The organism is Burkholderia sp. BCC0044 (genome assembly GCF_902832955.1).
Lineage (GTDB): Bacteria > Pseudomonadota > Gammaproteobacteria > Burkholderiales > Burkholderiaceae > Burkholderia.
Genome location: NZ_CADFDO010000001.1, coordinates 508,124 through 525,290, shown reverse-complemented (window position 1 = coordinate 525,290; position 17,167 = coordinate 508,124). Strand labels below are relative to the sequence as shown.

Annotated in this window: 14 protein-coding genes; 3 read left to right on the top strand and 11 right to left on the bottom strand. The window is 65.5% G+C overall.

The window, feature by feature from the left end; all coding sequences use genetic code 11:
* Positions 1–11 precede the first annotated feature (11 nt).
* Positions 12–1,682, top strand: coding sequence for a bifunctional protein tyrosine phosphatase family protein/NAD(P)/FAD-dependent oxidoreductase (locus HWX14_RS02375; protein ID WP_175881388.1), 1,671 nt, complete (start codon positions 12–14; stop codon positions 1,680–1,682).
* 18 nt (positions 1,683–1,700) lie between these two features.
* On the top strand, positions 1,701–2,507 hold the full coding sequence (locus HWX14_RS02370) for a sulfite exporter TauE/SafE family protein (RefSeq protein ID WP_175881387.1): 807 nt from the start codon (positions 1,701–1,703) through the stop codon (positions 2,505–2,507).
* Between the two features lie 44 nt (positions 2,508–2,551).
* Here the strand turns inward: HWX14_RS02370 and HWX14_RS02365 are convergent, their stop codons facing one another.
* The 8 genes from HWX14_RS02365 to HWX14_RS02330 form a co-directional block, all read right to left on the bottom strand.
* Positions 2,552–3,796, bottom strand: coding sequence for a type VI immunity family protein (locus HWX14_RS02365; protein WP_175881386.1), 1,245 nt, complete (start codon positions 3,794–3,796; stop codon positions 2,552–2,554).
* Between the two features lie 11 nt (positions 3,797–3,807).
* The gene (locus HWX14_RS02360; protein WP_175881385.1) at positions 3,808–5,199 is read right to left on the bottom strand and encodes a hypothetical protein; all 1,392 of its coding nucleotides are present in this window, start codon (positions 5,197–5,199) and stop codon (positions 3,808–3,810) included.
* On the bottom strand, positions 5,196–7,961 hold the full coding sequence (gene tssI, locus HWX14_RS02355) for a type VI secretion system Vgr family protein (RefSeq protein WP_175881384.1): 2,766 nt from the start codon (positions 7,959–7,961) through the stop codon (positions 5,196–5,198). Before tssI ends, HWX14_RS02360 begins: the two co-directional genes overlap by 4 nt.
* An 18-nt stretch (positions 7,962–7,979) precedes the next feature.
* Positions 7,980–8,231, bottom strand: a complete 252-nt coding sequence (locus tag HWX14_RS02350) for a PAAR domain-containing protein (RefSeq protein ID WP_175881383.1) — start codon at positions 8,229–8,231, stop codon at positions 7,980–7,982.
* Positions 8,232–8,662: 431 nt separating this feature from the next.
* The gene (locus HWX14_RS02345; RefSeq protein ID WP_175881382.1) at positions 8,663–9,484 is read right to left on the bottom strand and encodes an ABC transporter permease subunit; all 822 of its coding nucleotides are present in this window, start codon (positions 9,482–9,484) and stop codon (positions 8,663–8,665) included.
* Positions 9,481–10,407, bottom strand: a complete 927-nt coding sequence (locus HWX14_RS02340; RefSeq protein ID WP_050015507.1) for an ABC transporter permease subunit — start codon at positions 10,405–10,407, stop codon at positions 9,481–9,483. Before HWX14_RS02340 ends, HWX14_RS02345 begins: the two co-directional genes overlap by 4 nt.
* Complete coding sequence (gene potA, locus HWX14_RS02335; protein WP_175881381.1) at positions 10,404–11,564, bottom strand: polyamine ABC transporter ATP-binding protein; 1,161 nt, start codon at positions 11,562–11,564, stop codon at positions 10,404–10,406. Before potA ends, HWX14_RS02340 begins: the two co-directional genes overlap by 4 nt.
* Before the next feature lie 86 nt (positions 11,565–11,650).
* Positions 11,651–12,745: a polyamine ABC transporter substrate-binding protein gene (locus HWX14_RS02330; RefSeq protein ID WP_175881380.1), complete on the bottom strand. Its 1,095-nt coding sequence runs from the start codon at positions 12,743–12,745 to the stop codon at positions 11,651–11,653.
* 419 nt (positions 12,746–13,164) lie between these two features.
* On the opposite strand from HWX14_RS02330, the gene HWX14_RS02325 reads away from it, so the two are divergent.
* Complete coding sequence (locus HWX14_RS02325; protein WP_006493160.1) at positions 13,165–13,368, top strand: DUF1289 domain-containing protein; 204 nt, start codon at positions 13,165–13,167, stop codon at positions 13,366–13,368.
* Positions 13,369–13,443: 75 nt separating this feature from the next.
* Here HWX14_RS02325 and HWX14_RS02320 read toward each other — a convergent pair whose 3' ends face one another.
* The 3 genes from HWX14_RS02320 to HWX14_RS02310 all read right to left on the bottom strand — a co-directional run bounded on the left by HWX14_RS02320 (position 13,444) and on the right by HWX14_RS02310 (position 16,900).
* A complete protein-coding gene (locus HWX14_RS02320; RefSeq protein WP_175881379.1) occupies positions 13,444–14,085 on the bottom strand; it encodes an OmpW family outer membrane protein in 642 nt (213 codons plus the stop codon).
* Between the two features lie 65 nt (positions 14,086–14,150).
* Positions 14,151–15,341: a nitronate monooxygenase family protein gene (locus tag HWX14_RS02315; RefSeq protein ID WP_175881378.1), complete on the bottom strand. Its 1,191-nt coding sequence runs from the start codon at positions 15,339–15,341 to the stop codon at positions 14,151–14,153.
* A 122-nt stretch (positions 15,342–15,463) separates the two neighbouring features.
* A complete protein-coding gene (locus tag HWX14_RS02310; RefSeq protein WP_175881377.1) occupies positions 15,464–16,900 on the bottom strand; it encodes an aldehyde dehydrogenase family protein in 1,437 nt (478 codons plus the stop codon).
* Positions 16,901–17,167 lie beyond the last annotated feature (267 nt).

The following is a 17,167-nucleotide window of genomic DNA, read 5'->3' as shown; positions in this document are numbered from 1 at the left end:
AGAGCCCCAACATGACGACCATTCGCAAGCTGACCGACACGCTGTCGGTCTCGCCGCAGATCGCGGCGGCCGACCTGCCCGCGCTTCACGCGGCGGGCATCCGCGCGATCATCTGCAACCGGCCCGACGGCGAAGGCGCCGACCAGCCGAGCGTCACCGAGATCCGCGCGGCCGCCGCGCCGCTCGGCATCGACGTGCATTACCTGCCGGTCGAACCCGGCAAGGTGACCGACGACCAGGCCGCGCGGTTCGGCGCGCTCGTCGCGTCGCTCGACGGGGCCGTGCTCGCGTACTGCCGCAGCGGCACGCGATCGGCCACGCTGTGGGCGCTGTCGCAGGCGGGGCGGCGCCCGCTTGACGACCTCATCACCGCCGCCGGCGCCGCAGGCTACGACCTGAGCGCGCTTGCCTCGCGTATCGCGCGGCACAGCGGCCACACGGCGCCGGCCGTGGACGCGCGACACGACATCGTGATCGTCGGCGCGGGTGCGGCCGGCATCGCGGTCGCGTCGAGCCTGCTCGCGCGCGACGCGTCCCTCGACATCGCGGTGATCGATCCCGCCGACGTCCACTACTACCAGCCCGGCTGGACGATGGTCGGCGCGGGCGTGTTCCAGCCCGAGACCACCGCGCGGCCCATGACCGACGTGCTGCCGCGCGGCGTGCAGCGGATCCGGGCCGCGGTCGCGGCCTTCGAGCCCGACGCGCACGTGGTCGTGCTCGACGGCGGCCGGCGCATCGGCTATCGCAGGCTCATCGTATGCCCTGGGCTCAAGCTCGACTGGCACGCGATCGACGGCCTCGCCGACACGCTCGGCCGCAACGGCGTCACGTCGAATTACCGCTACGATCTCGCGCCGTACACGTGGGAGCTGGTGCGCGCGTTCCGCGGCGGCCACGCGCTCTTCACGCAGCCGCCGATGCCGATCAAGTGCGCGGGCGCGCCGCAAAAGGCGATGTACCTGTCGTGCGACCACTGGCGCCGCACGGGGCGCCTCGACGCCGCGAACGTCGAATTCCTGAATGCGGGCGGCGCGCTGTTCGGCGTCGCCGATTACGTGCCCGCGCTGATGGAGTACGTGAAAAGCTACGACATCGCGCTGTCGTTCGGCCACAACCTCGTCGCGATCGACGGGCCCGCGCGCCGCGCGACGTTCTCGCGCGCGCTGCCGGACGGCGGCAACGAAACCGTCGAGCGTTCGTTCGACATGATCCACGTCGTGCCGCCGCAGAAGGCGCCGGACTTCGTGCGCGCGAGCCCGCTCGCCGACGCGGCGGGCTGGATCGACGTCGATCCGGCGACGCTGCGCCACAAGCAGTTCGACGACATCTACGCGCTCGGCGACGTCACCAACACGACCAACGCGAAAACCGCCGCGGCCGCCCGCAAGCAGGCGCCCGTCGTCGCGCACAACCTGCTTGCGTCGCTCGGCCGCGCACAGGGCGACGCCGCGTACGACGGTTACGGCTCGTGCCCGCTCACCGTCGAGCGCGGCAAGATCGTGCTTGCCGAATTCCTGTACGGCGGCAAGGTCGCGCCGACCTTCCCCGCGTGGCTGATCGACGGCAAGCGGCCGTCGCGGCTCGCGTGGCTGCTCAAGGAGCGCGTGCTGCCGCCGCTCTACTGGAAGGCGATGCTCAAGGGCCGCGAATGGCTCGCGAAGCCCGCGATCGCACGTTGACCGGAGCGCGATGACGTCATGCTGATCTCTCTCGTACTCGGCGGCTTCGTCGGCGCCGTGCTGGGCCTGACCGGCGCCGGCGGCGGCATTCTCGCGGTGCCGGCGCTCGTCGTCGGGATGAGCTGGCCGATGCAGCAGGCCACGCCGGTCGCGCTCGTCGCGGTGGCCGGCAGCGCCGCGCTCGGCGCGCTCGAAGGTTTCCGGCGCGGGCTCGTGCGCTATCGCGCGGCGCTGCTGATGGCGGTGGCCGGCGTGCCGCTGACCACGCTCGGCGTGCGGCTCGCGCACGTGCTGCCGCAGCGCCTGCTGCTCACGCTGTTCGCGCTGACGATGCTGGTCGTCGCCGGCCGCCTGCTGCGACAGGCGCTGCGGCGGCAGGCGACCGATGCGGACGCGTCGCCGCTGTGCGTCGGCCGCGTGAATCCCGATACGGGCCGGCTCGTGTGGTCGTGGCCCGTGGGCATCGCGCTGGCGTCGACCGGCGCGGTCACGGGCTTGATGACGGGGCTGCTCGGCGTCGGCGGCGGCTTCGTGATCGTGCCGATGCTGCGCAAGTTCACGAACGTATCGATGCATGGGGTGGTCGCGACGTCGCTGATGGTGATCGCGCTGGTCGGCACCGGCGGCGTACTGGCGACGCTCGTGTCGGGCACGCGCGCGCCGCTCGACGTGACGCTGTGGTTCACCGTCGCGACCGCGCTTGGCATGGCCGCCGGCCGCGGCGCGTCGCGCCACCTCGCGGCGCGGCATGTGCAGGCGGGCTTCTCGGTAGTGCTCGTGTGCGTCGCACTGGGCTTGCTGGCCAAGGCCGCGTTCGGCGCATGAGCAGCGGTGACGCTCGCCGGACTACGGAGCCTTCCCCGCTAATATCAGACGTCCGCCTCGCGCAAATACCAGGTCACCGCCCCTTGCTGAGTCGTCTCCGGCCCCGGCATCGGTTCCCCCTGCTTTATCCGTTCCGTGCGCTTCAGAAACGGACTGAACCAGTCCCCCTCGCGTGGACACGGCTGCCCCGGACGGGCACTCAGTACGCGAACGCCGGGCGGCTGCGCAGCAGGCGGGAGCGACACTGGTACGGCTGGTTCATCTACTGCCGGTGCCGGTGTATTCGCCACTGGTATCGCCGGGCGCGGCGGCCAGATTCCCGGAGCATCGAACCGACGCAGCCACTGATCCGTCGACACATTGTCGAAGCGCGTCTCACCCATGACCGAGCCCATATGCAAACAACGTAACTCCGGCACGCGTATCGGCCTCAGCAACCTGTTCGCCGCCACGTAGGCGGGTGGCTGCGGGTCACGCTCCGTCCAGCCCAACGACGGCCATTCGCCCGCCTTCACCATCACCCCGTTCGCGTAGTCGACTAGCGATAGCCCGCTCGCCGCCTCGCTTTGTATTGCACGTTCAAACTCATCTCGACCACCAAGCTTTTCCAGCCAGATCTGGTTCAAAATCGTGTACCAGTTCACGCTCTTGATGCCTTCGCGCAATTCGTCGTGTCCTAGTTCACCGCCCACGTCAAATCCCACGAACTGCTCGGCCAGTTCCAACTCCAGATTTTCATATCGGTGGGCCTCATCGGACCGCTGAAACCCTAGTCCCGCACGGCCGTGTAACACCGGCAAGCGCATCGCCAAATTCGCCAGTAGTGCTTCGAACCCCACCCGCCCGTTGTCACGAAGAACTTCGACGGGTAGATAGATTTGGAGATACGACAGGTCCTTCCACTCTTCTTCAAACACGCTCCCCTGAGAAAACATTCGCATCCCATAATCGCCAACGAAGTCATAACCCGCCCCTGACGACCAAGTGAACTGGACTACGTGTGTCGGCGGTTGCTTTCGCACCGATTCCACGAATGCAGAAAAGCGCTCCGACGTGTATTTGCCTCGCTTGCGCGGATGCTCCCAGTAGCCCCATTGCAACTGTCGCCCCATGATTTCCTGAAGCCTCAACATCACACTTGCCAACGCTGCCCGATTCGACTGTGCATACGATCTCAGCAGGTAAAGCACGATGACCAATCCGCCCTGCAACACGACGTTATCCGGTTCGTCCTCGTCTCCGTAGGTGAAATGCCACTTCGCCTCGTCCCACTCCTTAAAAAAATCCACGCTCTTTCCCCTTAATCCGACAGATACAACACGCGCACAGTCTGGTTGCGATTCAACATGTCCAGCATACGCAGCGTGTCCTGCGTCATTCCGGCCACCTCGCCGGTACCTTCGGGCGACGTTTGTGCTGCTGCGTTATAGATGGCTGCATTGGCGGCAGCCGCCGTCACGGCGACCTTCTCGATCGGAAAGCGCGCCAGTGTCTGTGCCCCGCGTCCGACCAACTCCACCGCGCCGCCCAATTCGCCGGCAGCACCGGCAAATGCGCCCGCACCGGCAAGCGCTACACCAGCAGCAGCCCCGGCCAACGGCGCGCCGAGAATCAGCGTCAGTTGCTCCCGCAACCGTTGCCGTTCCACCTCCTCGCGCGCGGCACGCTGCGAATCATAGGTGCGCAATTCCGCAAAGTACCGCCGCTCGTCAATCCGGCGAGCGCCTCCGAATAGCCGTCGTACCGCTTGCTGCTCGGCCTCCATGTCGTGCAGTAGCATCGCCGCCTGAGGCAGTTGCGCATGAAACTCTTTCAGCCGCTCCGGCGACGTCACACTGCCTTCGACCGCTCGAAATACCGGCTCCGCATTGCGTGCCTTTTCCAGCCATTCTCGACGGCGGCGGCGCGGCACCTTGCAAGCCTTCGTTTCAAGGAGACGGAATCTATTGATGTCTCCGTTTATGATTTTGTAATAGGCTCGCTCCTGTTCCGGGGTTAGCGCATCCCCCTCGAACTTGATCTCGATCAGGTAGGCGATGTTGTCGGCAGCAAAGCGGGCCGAGCCCGTGCGTCCCTTGTAGTCGCGCAGACGGATCACGTCCGGAATGCGCAGCAATCCCGGTATCGTCGGCCGATCCAGCGCCGTCCAGTCCCATCCTGTACCGGCCGAGCGCACCAACCGGTACGCTTCACGCACCTCGTCGGGCGACAGGTTGTTCTCAAGGTATTCAGTCGTCACCAGTGGCTCGACCAAACCGATCAACACCCAGGGCAACACGCCCTCATCGATGCCCGCCTGAAACGCCACGCGCCGCCGAATGATCTCGTAGCGCGACAGCGGCATGGTCGATGGCCGGAACGGTTCGCTGCGACTCATGATCGCCTCGGGCGGTCGCCCGCCACCGGGCAGCATATTGAAGCCGACCTCGCCCCAATACGGCCATTTCCATCGATTGCCCTTGCAGTCATGGTGCACCCATCGAGACACTTGCCGCTGACATAGCGCGCGCCCGCGCGCATCACGCATCGGGAACCGCTCCGCAAAACCCGCTTTCTGGCACAGATACCAAAGGTCCATCGGGTTTTCGACAGGCAACACAGTGCCGGCCGCATCCGGCCGTTTGGTCTGGCTGCCCTTGCCGGCCTTCGGAACACTCGGCGCGCGCTTACGTGGGGGTGGTGTACTTGTCACGACTGACTCACTCCTGTTGCACTGATGCTCGCGAAATCGAGCGTGTATTCCGCGTCCTCGTCCCAATACCGCGCTCGCACGAAATCGTCCTCGTCGTCGGACAACGCCTCGCAATGCACCGCCTCGGCCGATTCGGCATAAGCCGTTGCCGTGCGGCCCGCCGCATCGGTGTGTCCTTCGATCACGCGCCCATCGGGACAGGTCAACCGATACGCGCAGGCGGGCAGTGTCTTACCCGTTCGATCACACAGCGTGTAGAACTCTTCGAAATCAGCACCGGGCATCCCCGGAAATGGCTTCGTGACCGATGCCGGGCCGTCGGTCTGATGACTACCGGCATAGACCGTATGCTCGCCCGCTGTGCGCACCACGTAACCTCGTTCGCTGATGCGCACCTCGGTACTGCCGGCGTGCAACACGATTTCCTCCGCCGCGTGCAGATGAATGCTGTCCGTCGTGCTCGTGATCCGGATCGCCCGCTTGGCTGTCAGATCAATCCCGTCGGTCTGCGCTTCGATACGTACCTTGCCGCCAGCGGCGACCAGCGCCATACCTGCCTTGTGCACGAACAGCGCGAACGTGTTCACTACGCTGGCGAACAGCGAACGCCCAACGGCAATCCCGACATGCCGGCCGCTCGTCACGGCCACATCCTCACCGCTCGCAATATGAACACCTCGCTCGGCGGCCAGACTGATGCCCGCTGGTCCGGCCAGCACGATGTCGGCTTCGGTGAGTTCGGGAAAGTGGTCCGGATCCCCCGATGGATTGCCCTTGATCGCATCGTTGCGCGCGTTGATCGCCTTGACGACCTCGCTCTGGTCAGCGCCGTGTCGTTGCGCGTCGTGCCGTTGCGCCAGCCCGGACAAACTCTCTTGCAGCTCTCGCGCGCGAGTCAGCCGGCCGATGGCCTCCTTCGCGTCTTTCGCGTGGCCCGCGCCGCCCGGTTGACCATCTGTCGTGACGAACAGGCCTTTCAACGCCCGCATCACGCCCCAATCGTCGGTACACAGATCGAAGCCCTTGCCGCGCGCCTCGGCACGCCCCTTCTTTTTCAGCATGCGCCGCAGGTTGCCGAGACTGAGCTGCGATGTGCCGGCATCGCTCGCAATCTGCGTCTGGATTTGCCCCTGCGTGTCGTCGATTGCGACGTGACCGGATGCCGTGCCTTGGTGCTCGCGGCCGCGCAGTATCGACACGCCCTGATTGTGTGGCAGGTCCAGCGCCGGCTGACGGAACGCATTCACGAGGCTGCCCGCAATGACCGGCAAATCCGGATCGCCGTAGTAGTGCATGACGGCAACCTCATGGCCGACCCGGGGGATGAACGTCGCGCCCATGTCGGTGCCTTGCCATGGTGACAACACGCGCAGCCAGATTCCCGAGCGCTCGTCGTGCGGGCCTTGACGGTCCCATTCGAATTGCACCTTGACCCGACCGTATTGATCCGTCCAGATCTCCTGTCCGACGGGGCCGACCACGACGGCCTTTTCGGGGCCGCTCAACACGGGCTTGTCGACACTGCGCTTCAGGCGGAACGGCTCGTTCGCCGGCAACAGTTCGAATTGCGTGTCGACACGGAACGTTTGTGCGACGCCTGTCCGACCACCGATTTCCTCGATGTCGAGCGCGCAGGACACGACCACATATTCACGGTTCGCGGATTGCCGCGGGTATCCGGTCAAGGTGAACGTGCGACCGACAGTCAGCCCGCGCAGGTTTCCTGCTCCCTTGACGCGCAGCCCCGTACAGTGTTGTGCGTCAAGCTGTACGCGAGCGAGGTGGCGCGCTTCCAGATCCGTATCGTTGGGCTGGCCCGCGAGACCTTGTGCGCCCGCCAGCGGCTGGCTGTAGTCGCCCCATGCATAGATTTCCGCGTCGGCGCTCGCCGTGTCGCGCGGGTTTTCCTCGGTTACCGCCAGCTTCGCGCGCGGGCGCGTGTAGTCATAGTCCGTCACGGTCACGCGGCCGGCCGTGAGTCGGCTGGTTACCGACAGCGCATGAATGTGCTCTTCGTCAATGTGCTTGCCGTCCGGCGGCAGGTAGCGCAGCGTCTCATAGGCAGGACCGTGGGGGTGATGGCCGCCGATCGTGTCGCACAAGACCAGACGGTGATGGCCGTCATCGTGCTCGAACCACCACCAGATGCCCCATTCTTCCCACAGTCGTTGCAGGAACGCCCAGTCCGACTCGAATGCCTGACGCTGTACGTCGCGTTTCGGATACCCCCCGCGGAATGCGCCCGCCAGACGCTTGTCGACCGTGTACGGATACGTCGACAGCACCGCATCGGTGATCTCGACGACGTTCATCTCCTGAAAGAGTCGACTGTCTTGCGTCAGCGTCGCGCGATAGAGCCACGGGCGCAATTCGAGTTCGTACAGGATCGAATCTTGGTCCGGGCCGACAATCCGTGCCGCTTCGACCAGCCCCGTGATTTCGCGCGTGCCGGCGCCGATATTGCCGAGTCCGTCATTGCCCGCCAAACCGGGAATGAAACGGCCTTTGCCGTCGAGTTGAATGGAAACGGTAGCTTCGGTGCCGACTACTTTATCCAGATCGAGATTGGCTGTGGCGCTCGGAGAAAACGCGTAAGCATCGTCGGTGCGCAGCGTCACGAGATAACGGCATGCTTCAATACGACCGATTGTTTCGGTGCCTTGCAATCGCACCGGAACAAATACCGGGAGCGCGTCCATCCCGTAAGTGGGTAATGCTGCACCGGAGATGGACAGCGTACGGGCTTGGTTCAGGATCGACATGATTTTGAACCTCTTGCGTCATGCACCGACGACCGTGGCGCCGCACGCGGTCTTGTCGCCCAGATATCCGACCCGGCGGCCACGGTGCGTGCGCGGGCCGCTTGCCAGCAGCGGAAAGACGCCGCCGCATGTCGGGCAGGTCACGCCGTGTCCGTCCAGTGCCACGCCAATGCCGAGATGCTTGAGATCACTGGCGGCTTCGATGACGATGCCGCCATGATCGGTGGCGTCTCCCAGGCGAACCATGTCGCGGCCCTGTGCGTTCTTCATCGATGACTCGTGCGAGGAATGAAGCCGTTCTTTTACCGCGTCATGAAGTCCCGTGCAATTATTGAGATGATTATTTCCATCTATCCATGAATAGAATCACGCTCCATTAAGGAATTAGATTTTTACTAATTGGCTTATGCAATTTAGGATTTATCGTATTTGTATGAATGTCTGATTGAGCGCCGAATCGTGCTCGTGTCGATGCATGGCGTCGTCACGACGACGCTGATGGTAGTCGCGCTCATCAGCACGGGCGACGTGTGCGCGACGCCGGCGGCTCGGTTAGCCTCCAGTCGTGCACGGCCGCCACGGCAGTCTGGATGACGCCGGGTAAGCGTTTCGCGCATTGATCGGCTGCCTGCGCGCAAAAAAACGCCCGGCCCGACTGATCGTCCGGGCCGGGCGTTTTTTCTTACGCCGGTCGATGCGCGTCAGGCGGCGAACCCCGCCATCCGCTTGCGCTCCTGACGCAGCATCACGAAGTTCGCGATCACGACGCCGGCCGTCACCGCGATGATGAACAGCGTCGCGAGCGCGTTCATCTCCGGGTTCAGCCCGAGGCGCACGCGCGAGAACACGACGAGCGGCAGCGTCGTCGAGCCGGGGCCCGACAGGAACGCCGACAGCACCAGATCGTCGATCGACAGCGTGAACGACAGCAGCCAGCCCGCGACCAGCGCCTGCGAGATCAGCGGCAGCGTGATCGTGAAGAACACCTTCAGCGGCGTCGCGCCGAGATCGAGCGCGGCTTCTTCCAGCGACGGGTTCAGCTCGCGCACGCGCGACTGCACGATGATCGCGACGTACGAGATGCACAGCATCACGTGGCCGAGCCAGATCGTGAACACGCCGCGCTCGGCCGGCCAGCCGATCCACTTCGCGAGCTCGATGAACAGCAGCAGCAGCGAGATCCCCTGGATCACCTCGGGAATCACGAGCGGCGCGTTGATCATCCCGCTGAACAGCGCGAAGCCGCGAAAGCGGCCCATCCGCGCGAGCACGAAGCCGGCCCACGTGCCGATGAACACCGACGCGAACGCAGTCAGCACGCCGATCTTCAGCGACAGCCACGCGGCCGTCAGCAGCTCGTCGTCCTCGACGAGCGCCGTGTACCAGCGGAACGAGAAGCCCGACCACACGGTGACGAGCTTCGACTCGTTGAACGAATAGACGATCAGGCTGATGATCGGGATGTACAGGAACGCGAAGCCGACGAACAGCGCCGCGAATTGCAGGAAACGATTCGGCTTCATCGACGGCCTCCCTGTTCCTTCGCCTGGAAGTGCTGGAACATCGCCATCGGCACGAGCAGCAGCAGCACCATCGCGCAGGTCACGGCAGACGCCATCGGCCAGTCCGCGTTGTTGAAGAACTCATTCCACATCACGCGGCCGATCATCAGCGTATTCGCGCCGCCGAGCAGCTCCGGAATCACGTACTCGCCGACCGCCGGGATGAACACCAGCAGGCAGCCCGCGATGATCCCGTTCTTCGACAGCGGCAGCGTGATCTGCACGAACGCCTTCCACGGCTTCGCGCCGAGGTCGTACGCGGCTTCGAGCAGGCGCAGGTCCATCTTCACGAGGTGCGCGTAGAGCGGCATCACGAGGAACGGCAGGTACGAATACACCATCCCGATGTACACCGCGTAGTTGGTGCGGTACAGCTCGATCGGCGTATGGGTGAGCCCGATCCACATCAGGAAGTTGTTCAGCAGCCCGTTGTTCTTCAGGATCCCGATCCATGCGTACACGCGGATCAGGAACGACGTCCAGAACGGCAGCATCACGCCCATCATCAGCAGGTTGCGGGTGGCCGGGTTCGAGCGCGCGATGTAGTACGCCATCGGATAGCCGAGCAGCAGGCACAGCAGCGTCGTGATCGCGGCGACCCACACCGAGTTCACGTAGGTCGCGAAATACAGGCTGTCCGTGAACAGGAACGCGTAGTGCGACAGGTTCAGCGCGACGTGCACGACGCCGTCCGCGTACGACGCGAGCTCCGTATACGGCGGGATGCCGAGCTGCAGCTCCGCGAAGCTGATCTTCACGACCAGCACGAACGGCACGAGGAAGAACAGCACGAGCCACGTGAACGGGCCGGCCACGACCGCGGTGGCGCCCGTCAGGTTGAAGCGCCGCACCGGCCACTCGAGCAGGGACTTGAACGCGTTCATGACGTCAGCACCACGCCGGCGGTCGCGCTCCAGCGCACGTAGATCTCGTCGCCGAGCGCCGGCGTGTCGAGTTCGGAAATCGCGAGGCTCGACACGTTCGCGATCACCGTCTTGCCCCCGTCGAGCTTCACGTGATACAGCGAATAGCCGCCCATGTACGCGACGTTGCTGATCCGGCCGCGCGCCCAGTTGAACGCGCCTTCGGGCGGCTTGCGCGTGAGCGCGATCCGCTCGGGGCGCACCGACACCGTGACCGGCATCCCGAGCGGGCCCGAGATCCCGTGGCTCACGTACAGCCGGCTCGGCAGTTCCGGCGATTCGATGAACACGTGATCGGGTTCGTCCTCGACCGTCACGCCGTCGAACAGGTTCGTCGAGCCGATGAATTCGGCCGAGAAGCGGCTGTTCGGGTATTCGTACACTTCGTTCGGCGAGCCGATCTGCACGATCTGGCCTTCGCTCATCACCGCGAGGCGGTTCGCCATCGTCATCGCCTCTTCCTGGTCGTGCGTGACCATGATGCAGGTGACGCCGACCTGCTTCAGGATGTTGACGAGCTCGATCTGCGTGCGCTGGCGGATCTGCTTGTCGAGCGCGGACATCGGCTCGTCGAGCAGCAGCAGCTTCGGGCGCTTGACCAGCGAGCGGGCCAGTGCGACACGCTGCTGCTGGCCGCCGGAGAGCTGATGCGGCTTGCGCTTCGCATACTTGCTCATCTGCACGAGTTCGAGCGCGGACGCGACGCGTGCCTTCAGCTCGGCCTTCGGCGTGCCTTCCTGCTTGAGCCCGAACGCGACGTTCGACTCGACCGACATGTGCGGGAACAGCGCATACGACTGAAACATCATGTTCACGGGCCGCTTGTACGGCGGCATCTGCGCGAGGTCCTCGCCGTCGATCAGGATCTTGCCCGACGTGACCGTCTCGAGGCCCGCGAGCATCCGCAGCAACGTCGACTTGCCGCAGCCCGAGCTGCCGAGCAGCGCGAACAGCTCGCCCTGGCGCACGGTCAGGTTGACGCTGCGCACGGCTTCGGTGTCGCCGAATTTCTTGACGACGTCGACGATCTGGACAAAGTTCTCGGCGCGCGCATCGGCGCCGGAGGAGGAAACGGAGAACGGCGCGCCCGCGACCGGCGCGCCCGACTGGCTATTCATGATGTGCTGCTTCTCTCCTGCGTTAGACGAACAAAGCCCCCGGGGGCACCAGGGGCTTCATGACTGCTGATTCACTTCGGCTCGCGTCAGCGGCCCGACTTCAGCTCGGTCCACAGACGCGTCTGCAGACGCTGGATTTCAGGCGGCAGCGGCTTGAGCAGGAACAGCGTCTTCACGACGTCGGCCGGCGGGTAGACGGCCGGGTCGTTCGCGACGTCGGGCCGCACGTACTTGCGTGCCTCGGCGTTCGCGCTCGGGTAGTACACCGCGTTCGTGATCGCCGCGTGCACCTTCGGATCCTCGATGTAGTTGATCCACTGCAGCGCGGCATCCTTGTTCTTCGCATCCTTCGGGATCGCCATCACGTCGAACCACACCGGCGCGCCGCCCTTCGGAATGTAGTACTCGACCTTGTACGGCTTCTTCGCCTCGATCGCGCGATGCTTCGCGATCACGACGTCGCCCGACCAGCCGAACGCGAAGCAGATGTCGCCGCCGACCAGGTCGTTGATGTAGCCCGACGAGTTGAATTGCGTGATGTACGGGCGGATCTTCTTCAGCACGTCCATCGCGGCCTTGTAGTCGGCCGGGTTCGTGCTCATCGGATCCTTGCCGATGTAGTGCAGCGTCGCCGCGAACATCTGGTCGGGCGCGTCGAGCACCGACACGCCGCAAGTCTTCAGCTTCGAGAGGTTTTCCGGCTTGAACAGGATGTCCCAGTTGTCGAGCGGCACCTTGCCGAGCGCCTGCTGCGCCTTCGTCAGGTTGTATGCGAGGCCGGTCGTACCGTACGCCCAGGGCACCGAGTACTTGTTGCCCCGGTCCGCGCCGGCGACGAGCGCCATCAGTTGCGGATCGAGGTACTTGAGGTTCGGCAGCTTCGACTTGTCGAGCGGCGCGAAGATGCCGGCGGCGATCTGCTTGCCCGCGTAGTTGCTGGTCGGCACGACGATGTCGTAGCCCGAGCTGCCCGTCAGCAGTTTCGCCTGCAGCGTGTCGTCGCTGTCGTAGTTGTCGTAGCGGACCTTGACACCGGCCTGCTTCTCGAAGTTCGGGATCGTGTCCTTCGCAATGTAGTCCGACCAGTTATAGACATTGAGCTGCGTATCCTTCGCCGCTGCCGCCGACGCCCCCACGCACAGCGCGAGCGCTGCGAACCGGCCCACTACCTTTGCTTTCATCCCGTTCTCCCTTCGGCCGGACGCGTTGCCCGGCTGCCGTCTGCCTCGTCATGGCGGCGCATTCTGGCGCGCCGCCCCTCGAAAACCCCGAAAACTACCATCATTCGCGCCCCGTCACAAAAAAATCATGCCGGTGTCGCGCAAACGGAACAGATTCCCGCCGCCGGTCGGTCGAGCCGCCCGCGCGGCGGGGCGTTCCGGGGGAATTCTATCGGGTAATCGGCGGCTGTCCACCGGGAAAAACGGACAGCGGCGAACCTGCATTCGCATGCCGGGCGCGCCCGCTCGGCGCCGACGCCCGACGCGCGGCCTGACTGCCCCGCTCCCGCGCCGGGACAGCATGCCGGCGCCGGCGTCCGGCCGGCCCGCCGCGATGCATTAAAATGGCGGCTGACGATTCAACTGCGCGAACCCTCCCGATGGCCTCCAATCTTCACGACCTCCCCGACAGCCCCTGCATCGGCGTGTGCTCGACGCTCTTCGACGAAGTCTGCAAGGGCTGCGGCCGCACGGCCGCCGAAGTGTCGAACTGGGTGTTCCTGAGCGACGACGAAAAACGCGCGGTGTGGGAACGCATCACGCGCGAAGGCACCGCGATGCGCTTCCAGTACGACAAGCTGTAAATCCGCCGCGCAAAAAAAGAGCGGCATGCCGACCGCCATGCCGCCAACCCCAACTCTGTTCTTGTTCCGTCGCGTCTAGAACTTCATCCCGACGCCCACGCCGACGATCAGCGGATCGATGTGCAGCGTGCCGATGCCCTTGTCGCCGAGCGTCGCATCGGTGCTCATCCAGATCTTCTTCACGTCGACGTTCATGAACACCTTCTTCGTCAACTGCACGTCCACGCCGAACTGCAGCGCGGGACCGAAGCTGCTCTTGTCGATCGACACGCCCTGCCCGCCGACGTTGAGCCCGTTGTTGTAGAAGTACGTGTAGTTCAACCCGGCGCCGACGTACGGGCGCACCTTGCCCGCATGGTTGAAGTGATACTGCAGCAGCAGCGTCGGCGGCAGCACGCCCACGCCGCCCAGATTGCCGAGGCTCGACGTCAGCTGATGCCGCGACGTGCCGAGGATCAGCTCGACGCCGAGGTAGTCGCGGATCATGTACGTGAAGTCGAGCTCGGGCACGATCGCGTTGTTCACGCCGACGTTGAGCGCGCCGAGCGTGTCGCTCGCGCGCTCGTTCGGCTGGATGCTGATCGCGCGCAGCCGGACCAGTACGTCGCCCTGGTTGATGCCGTCGCCCGGCGACGCCGCGTGCGACAGCGACGGCATCGCGACGACGCCGGCCATGACGGCGGCTGCGGTGACACAAGTTCGAATCGTTTTATGCATGGTACGGACCCCCAAAGAATGGTTTCCATTCTCCGTGTAGGGTCTTTTCGTCATCTTGATATTGGTCAAGCCAGCGTAAACGTGGGACGGTTTGCCGCAGGTTCGGTCGCACTGCCCGTCAGCAGCAGGTCGAGCAGATCGCGCACGCTGCGGATCGCGCGGCCGAACGGCAACGCTTCGCGGCCGCGGAAGAACAGCCCGTTCGCGACGTCGCCGCGCAGCGCGGCCGCGAGCCGCGTGTCGATGCAGAAGTGGCCGAATTTCTCGATGCCGTCGCGCAGCCCGCATACGCTCAGGCATTCGAGCGCGGTCGGGCAGCGCTGCTTGAATGCGCCGAGCTTGTTGCGGATGCGCGCCTCGTTGCGCAGGTAACGATCGAGCCACGGCGTCTTCACCGCGCGTGCGGGCAGCCCCGTCACGCTGACGAATTCGACGATGTCGTCGGGCGTCGCATCGGCAAGCACGCGCTTGAACTGCGGATGCGCATCGCCTTCCTCGGTGACCGCGAACGGCGTCCCGACCTGCACGCCGTTCGCGCCGGCCGCGAACGCCGCGCGCACCGCGTCGTGACCGTTGATTCCGCCCGCCACGATCAGCGGAATCGCGTCGCGGGCCAGACCGAGCGACACCATCACCTGCGCGGTCTCGTCGAGCACGCGCGCGAAATCGAAACGAGCGTCGTGCATGTCGTCGATCTGCGTGACGCCGAGGTGCCCGCCCGCGTGCGCCGGATGCTCGATCACGATCGCATCGGGCAGGCGCCCCTTCTTCATCCACTTCTTCAGCACCAGCGCGATCCCGCGGCTGTCCGACAGGATCGGGATCAGCGCGATGTCGTGTCCTTGCGTGAGGTCGGGCAGATCGAGCGGCAGGCCCGCGCCCATCACGATCGCGTCCGCGCCCTCGTCGCACGCGACCCGCACGTAGTCGGCCTGCGCGCTCACCGCCTTCATCACGTTGACCGCGATCATCCCGCGCCCTTCGCTGTACGTTTTCGCGAGACGGATCTCGCGCGCGAGCGCGTCGAGGTTCGCCGCCTCGAGCGTCGCGCGATCGGGTTGCGCGCGGCAACGCGCGAGCAGGTCCGCATGATGGTGGCGCAGGTCGATGCTCGCGATCGTGCCGACCGCGCCTTCGCGCGCGACGCTGCCCGCCAGCCGGTGCGCGGAGATGCCGACGCCCATGCCGCCCTGCACGACAGGCAGCAAGGTGCGGCCGCGGATCGTCAGCGGCGGAAAGGAAGTGCGTACGGTCATCTGAAACCTCGTCGGAACATCGGAATCGCGATGATCGACGATCCACCGCCGCGCACCTTGACGGCCGTCAATAAAAAACGGCACGCGAGCGTGCCGTGGCGCGGTCATGCGGGAGGAAACGCTCAGGCCGGCTTCGCCGGCTTCAACTGCATCGACTTGTACTCGAGATACTCGTCGAGCCCGTACACGCCGTTCTCGCGGCCGTACCCCGACTGCTTGAAGCCGCCGAACGGCGCGGCGCCGTTCCACGTGCCGCCGTTGATGTCGACCTGCCCGGTGCGGATACGGCGCGCGACGCGCATCGCGCGTTCGTCGCTGCCGGCCCACACCGCGCCGCCGAGCCCGTACGGCGAATCGTTCGCGATCCGCACGGCCTCGTCTTCGTCGCGATACGTGATGATCGACAGCACCGGCCCGAAGATCTCTTCCTGCGCGATCGTCGCCTTCGGATCGACGCGGCCGAACACGGTCGGCTTCACGAAGAAGCCCTTCGCGAGCCCTTCCGGCAAGCCGGTGCCGCCCGTCACGAGTTCCGCGCCTTCGTCGATGCCGCGCTGGATGTACGCCTGCACGCGCTGCTGCTGCGCGGCCGACGCCAGCGCGCCGAGGCGCGTCGTGTCCTGCCGCGGGTCGCCGGCGACGTACGCCTCGGCCGCGGCCTTCGCGATTTCGCGCGCTTCGTCGTAGCGGGCTTCCGGCACCAGCATCCGCGTATGCGCGGAGCAGGTCTGACCCGCGTTCAGGTAGCACGCGTTGACCGTGCCCTTCACCGCCGTCGCGAAATCGGCATCGTCGAGGATCACCGACGCCGACTTGCCGCCCAGCTCCAGCGCGACGCGCTTCACGCCCGCGGCCGCCAGCTCGGCCACGCGCTTGCCCGCGCGCGTCGAGCCGGTGAACGACACCATGTCGACGTCCGGATCGGTGGCCAGCACCTCGCCGACGACCGGGCCGTACCCGCACACGAGGTTGAACACGCCGGCCGGCAGCCCGGCCTCGTGGATCGCTTCGGCGAGCATGAACGCGTTGAGCGGCGCGACTTCCGACGGCTTGAGCACCACCGTGCAGCCGGCCGCGAGCGCCGGCGCGACCTTCAGCGTGATCTGGTTGAGCGGGTAGTTCCACGGCGTGATCGCCGCGACGACGCCGACCGGCTCGCGCACCACCAGCGAATTGCCGACCCGCGCCTCGAATTCGAACGATTCGGCGAGCTTCGCGTACGCCTTCCAGTTGTAGATCGGACCGCCGACCTGGATTGCGCGCGACAGCTTGATCGGCATGCCGACTTCGCCGGTGATCGACTGCGCGAGTTCCTCGCTGCGCGCCTGCAGATGCTCGACGATCTTGCGCAGGTAGCCGGCGCGCGTCGCGGCCGGCGTGGCCGCCCACGCATCGAAGGCCGCGCGCGCCGCGCGGATCGCGTCCTGCGCGTCGGACGCGACGCCCTCGGGAATCCGGCCGATCACGGCTTCGGTGCCCGAATCGATCACGTCGATCGTGCCGGTGCCGGCCGGTTTGCGCCATGCGCCGTCGATGTAGAACTGGTCGTAGATTTTCATCGCTTTCCGCCTCCAGGGAAGCCGACATTCTAGCGAGCGTTTCGGTAGCTGGTGTGACGAATGACAGCCATCCGAAAGGGCCGGCGCGCCCTCGCGTGTGTGCTCCGCCGCCCGGCGCGCGTGGCCGGTGCGGTATTCGCGTGGCCGCCGCCGCGTCAGCATCCGCCCGGGTGCGCGGCCGGGCCCGCATCGTGCTATGTTTTTACTATCGGCACCGGCCCATTGCGGCCGGCGCCGCCCGGAATCGACGCACTTCGTGAGCGCTGC

Coding starts and splice junctions, on each gene's coding strand:
- HWX14_RS02375 (WP_175881388.1), top strand. CDS start 12: ATGACGACCATTCGCAAGCTGACCGACACGCTGTCGGTCTCGCCGCAG.
- HWX14_RS02370 (WP_175881387.1), top strand. CDS start 1,701: ATGCTGATCTCTCTCGTACTCGGCGGCTTCGTCGGCGCCGTGCTGGGC.
- tssI (WP_175881384.1), bottom strand. CDS start 7,961: ATGTCGATCCTGAACCAAGCCCGTACGCTGTCCATCTCCGGTGCAGCA.
- HWX14_RS02350 (WP_175881383.1), bottom strand. CDS start 8,231: ATGAAGAACGCACAGGGCCGCGACATGGTTCGCCTGGGAGACGCCACC.
- HWX14_RS02345 (WP_175881382.1), bottom strand. CDS start 9,484: ATGAAGCCGAATCGTTTCCTGCAATTCGCGGCGCTGTTCGTCGGCTTC.
- HWX14_RS02340 (WP_050015507.1), bottom strand. CDS start 10,407: ATGAACGCGTTCAAGTCCCTGCTCGAGTGGCCGGTGCGGCGCTTCAAC.
- potA (WP_175881381.1), bottom strand. CDS start 11,564: ATGAATAGCCAGTCGGGCGCGCCGGTCGCGGGCGCGCCGTTCTCCGTT.
- HWX14_RS02330 (WP_175881380.1), bottom strand. CDS start 12,745: ATGAAAGCAAAGGTAGTGGGCCGGTTCGCAGCGCTCGCGCTGTGCGTG.
- HWX14_RS02325 (WP_006493160.1), top strand. CDS start 13,165: ATGGCCTCCAATCTTCACGACCTCCCCGACAGCCCCTGCATCGGCGTG.
- HWX14_RS02320 (WP_175881379.1), bottom strand. CDS start 14,085: ATGCATAAAACGATTCGAACTTGTGTCACCGCAGCCGCCGTCATGGCC.
- HWX14_RS02315 (WP_175881378.1), bottom strand. CDS start 15,341: ATGACCGTACGCACTTCCTTTCCGCCGCTGACGATCCGCGGCCGCACC.
- HWX14_RS02310 (WP_175881377.1), bottom strand. CDS start 16,900: ATGAAAATCTACGACCAGTTCTACATCGACGGCGCATGGCGCAAACCG.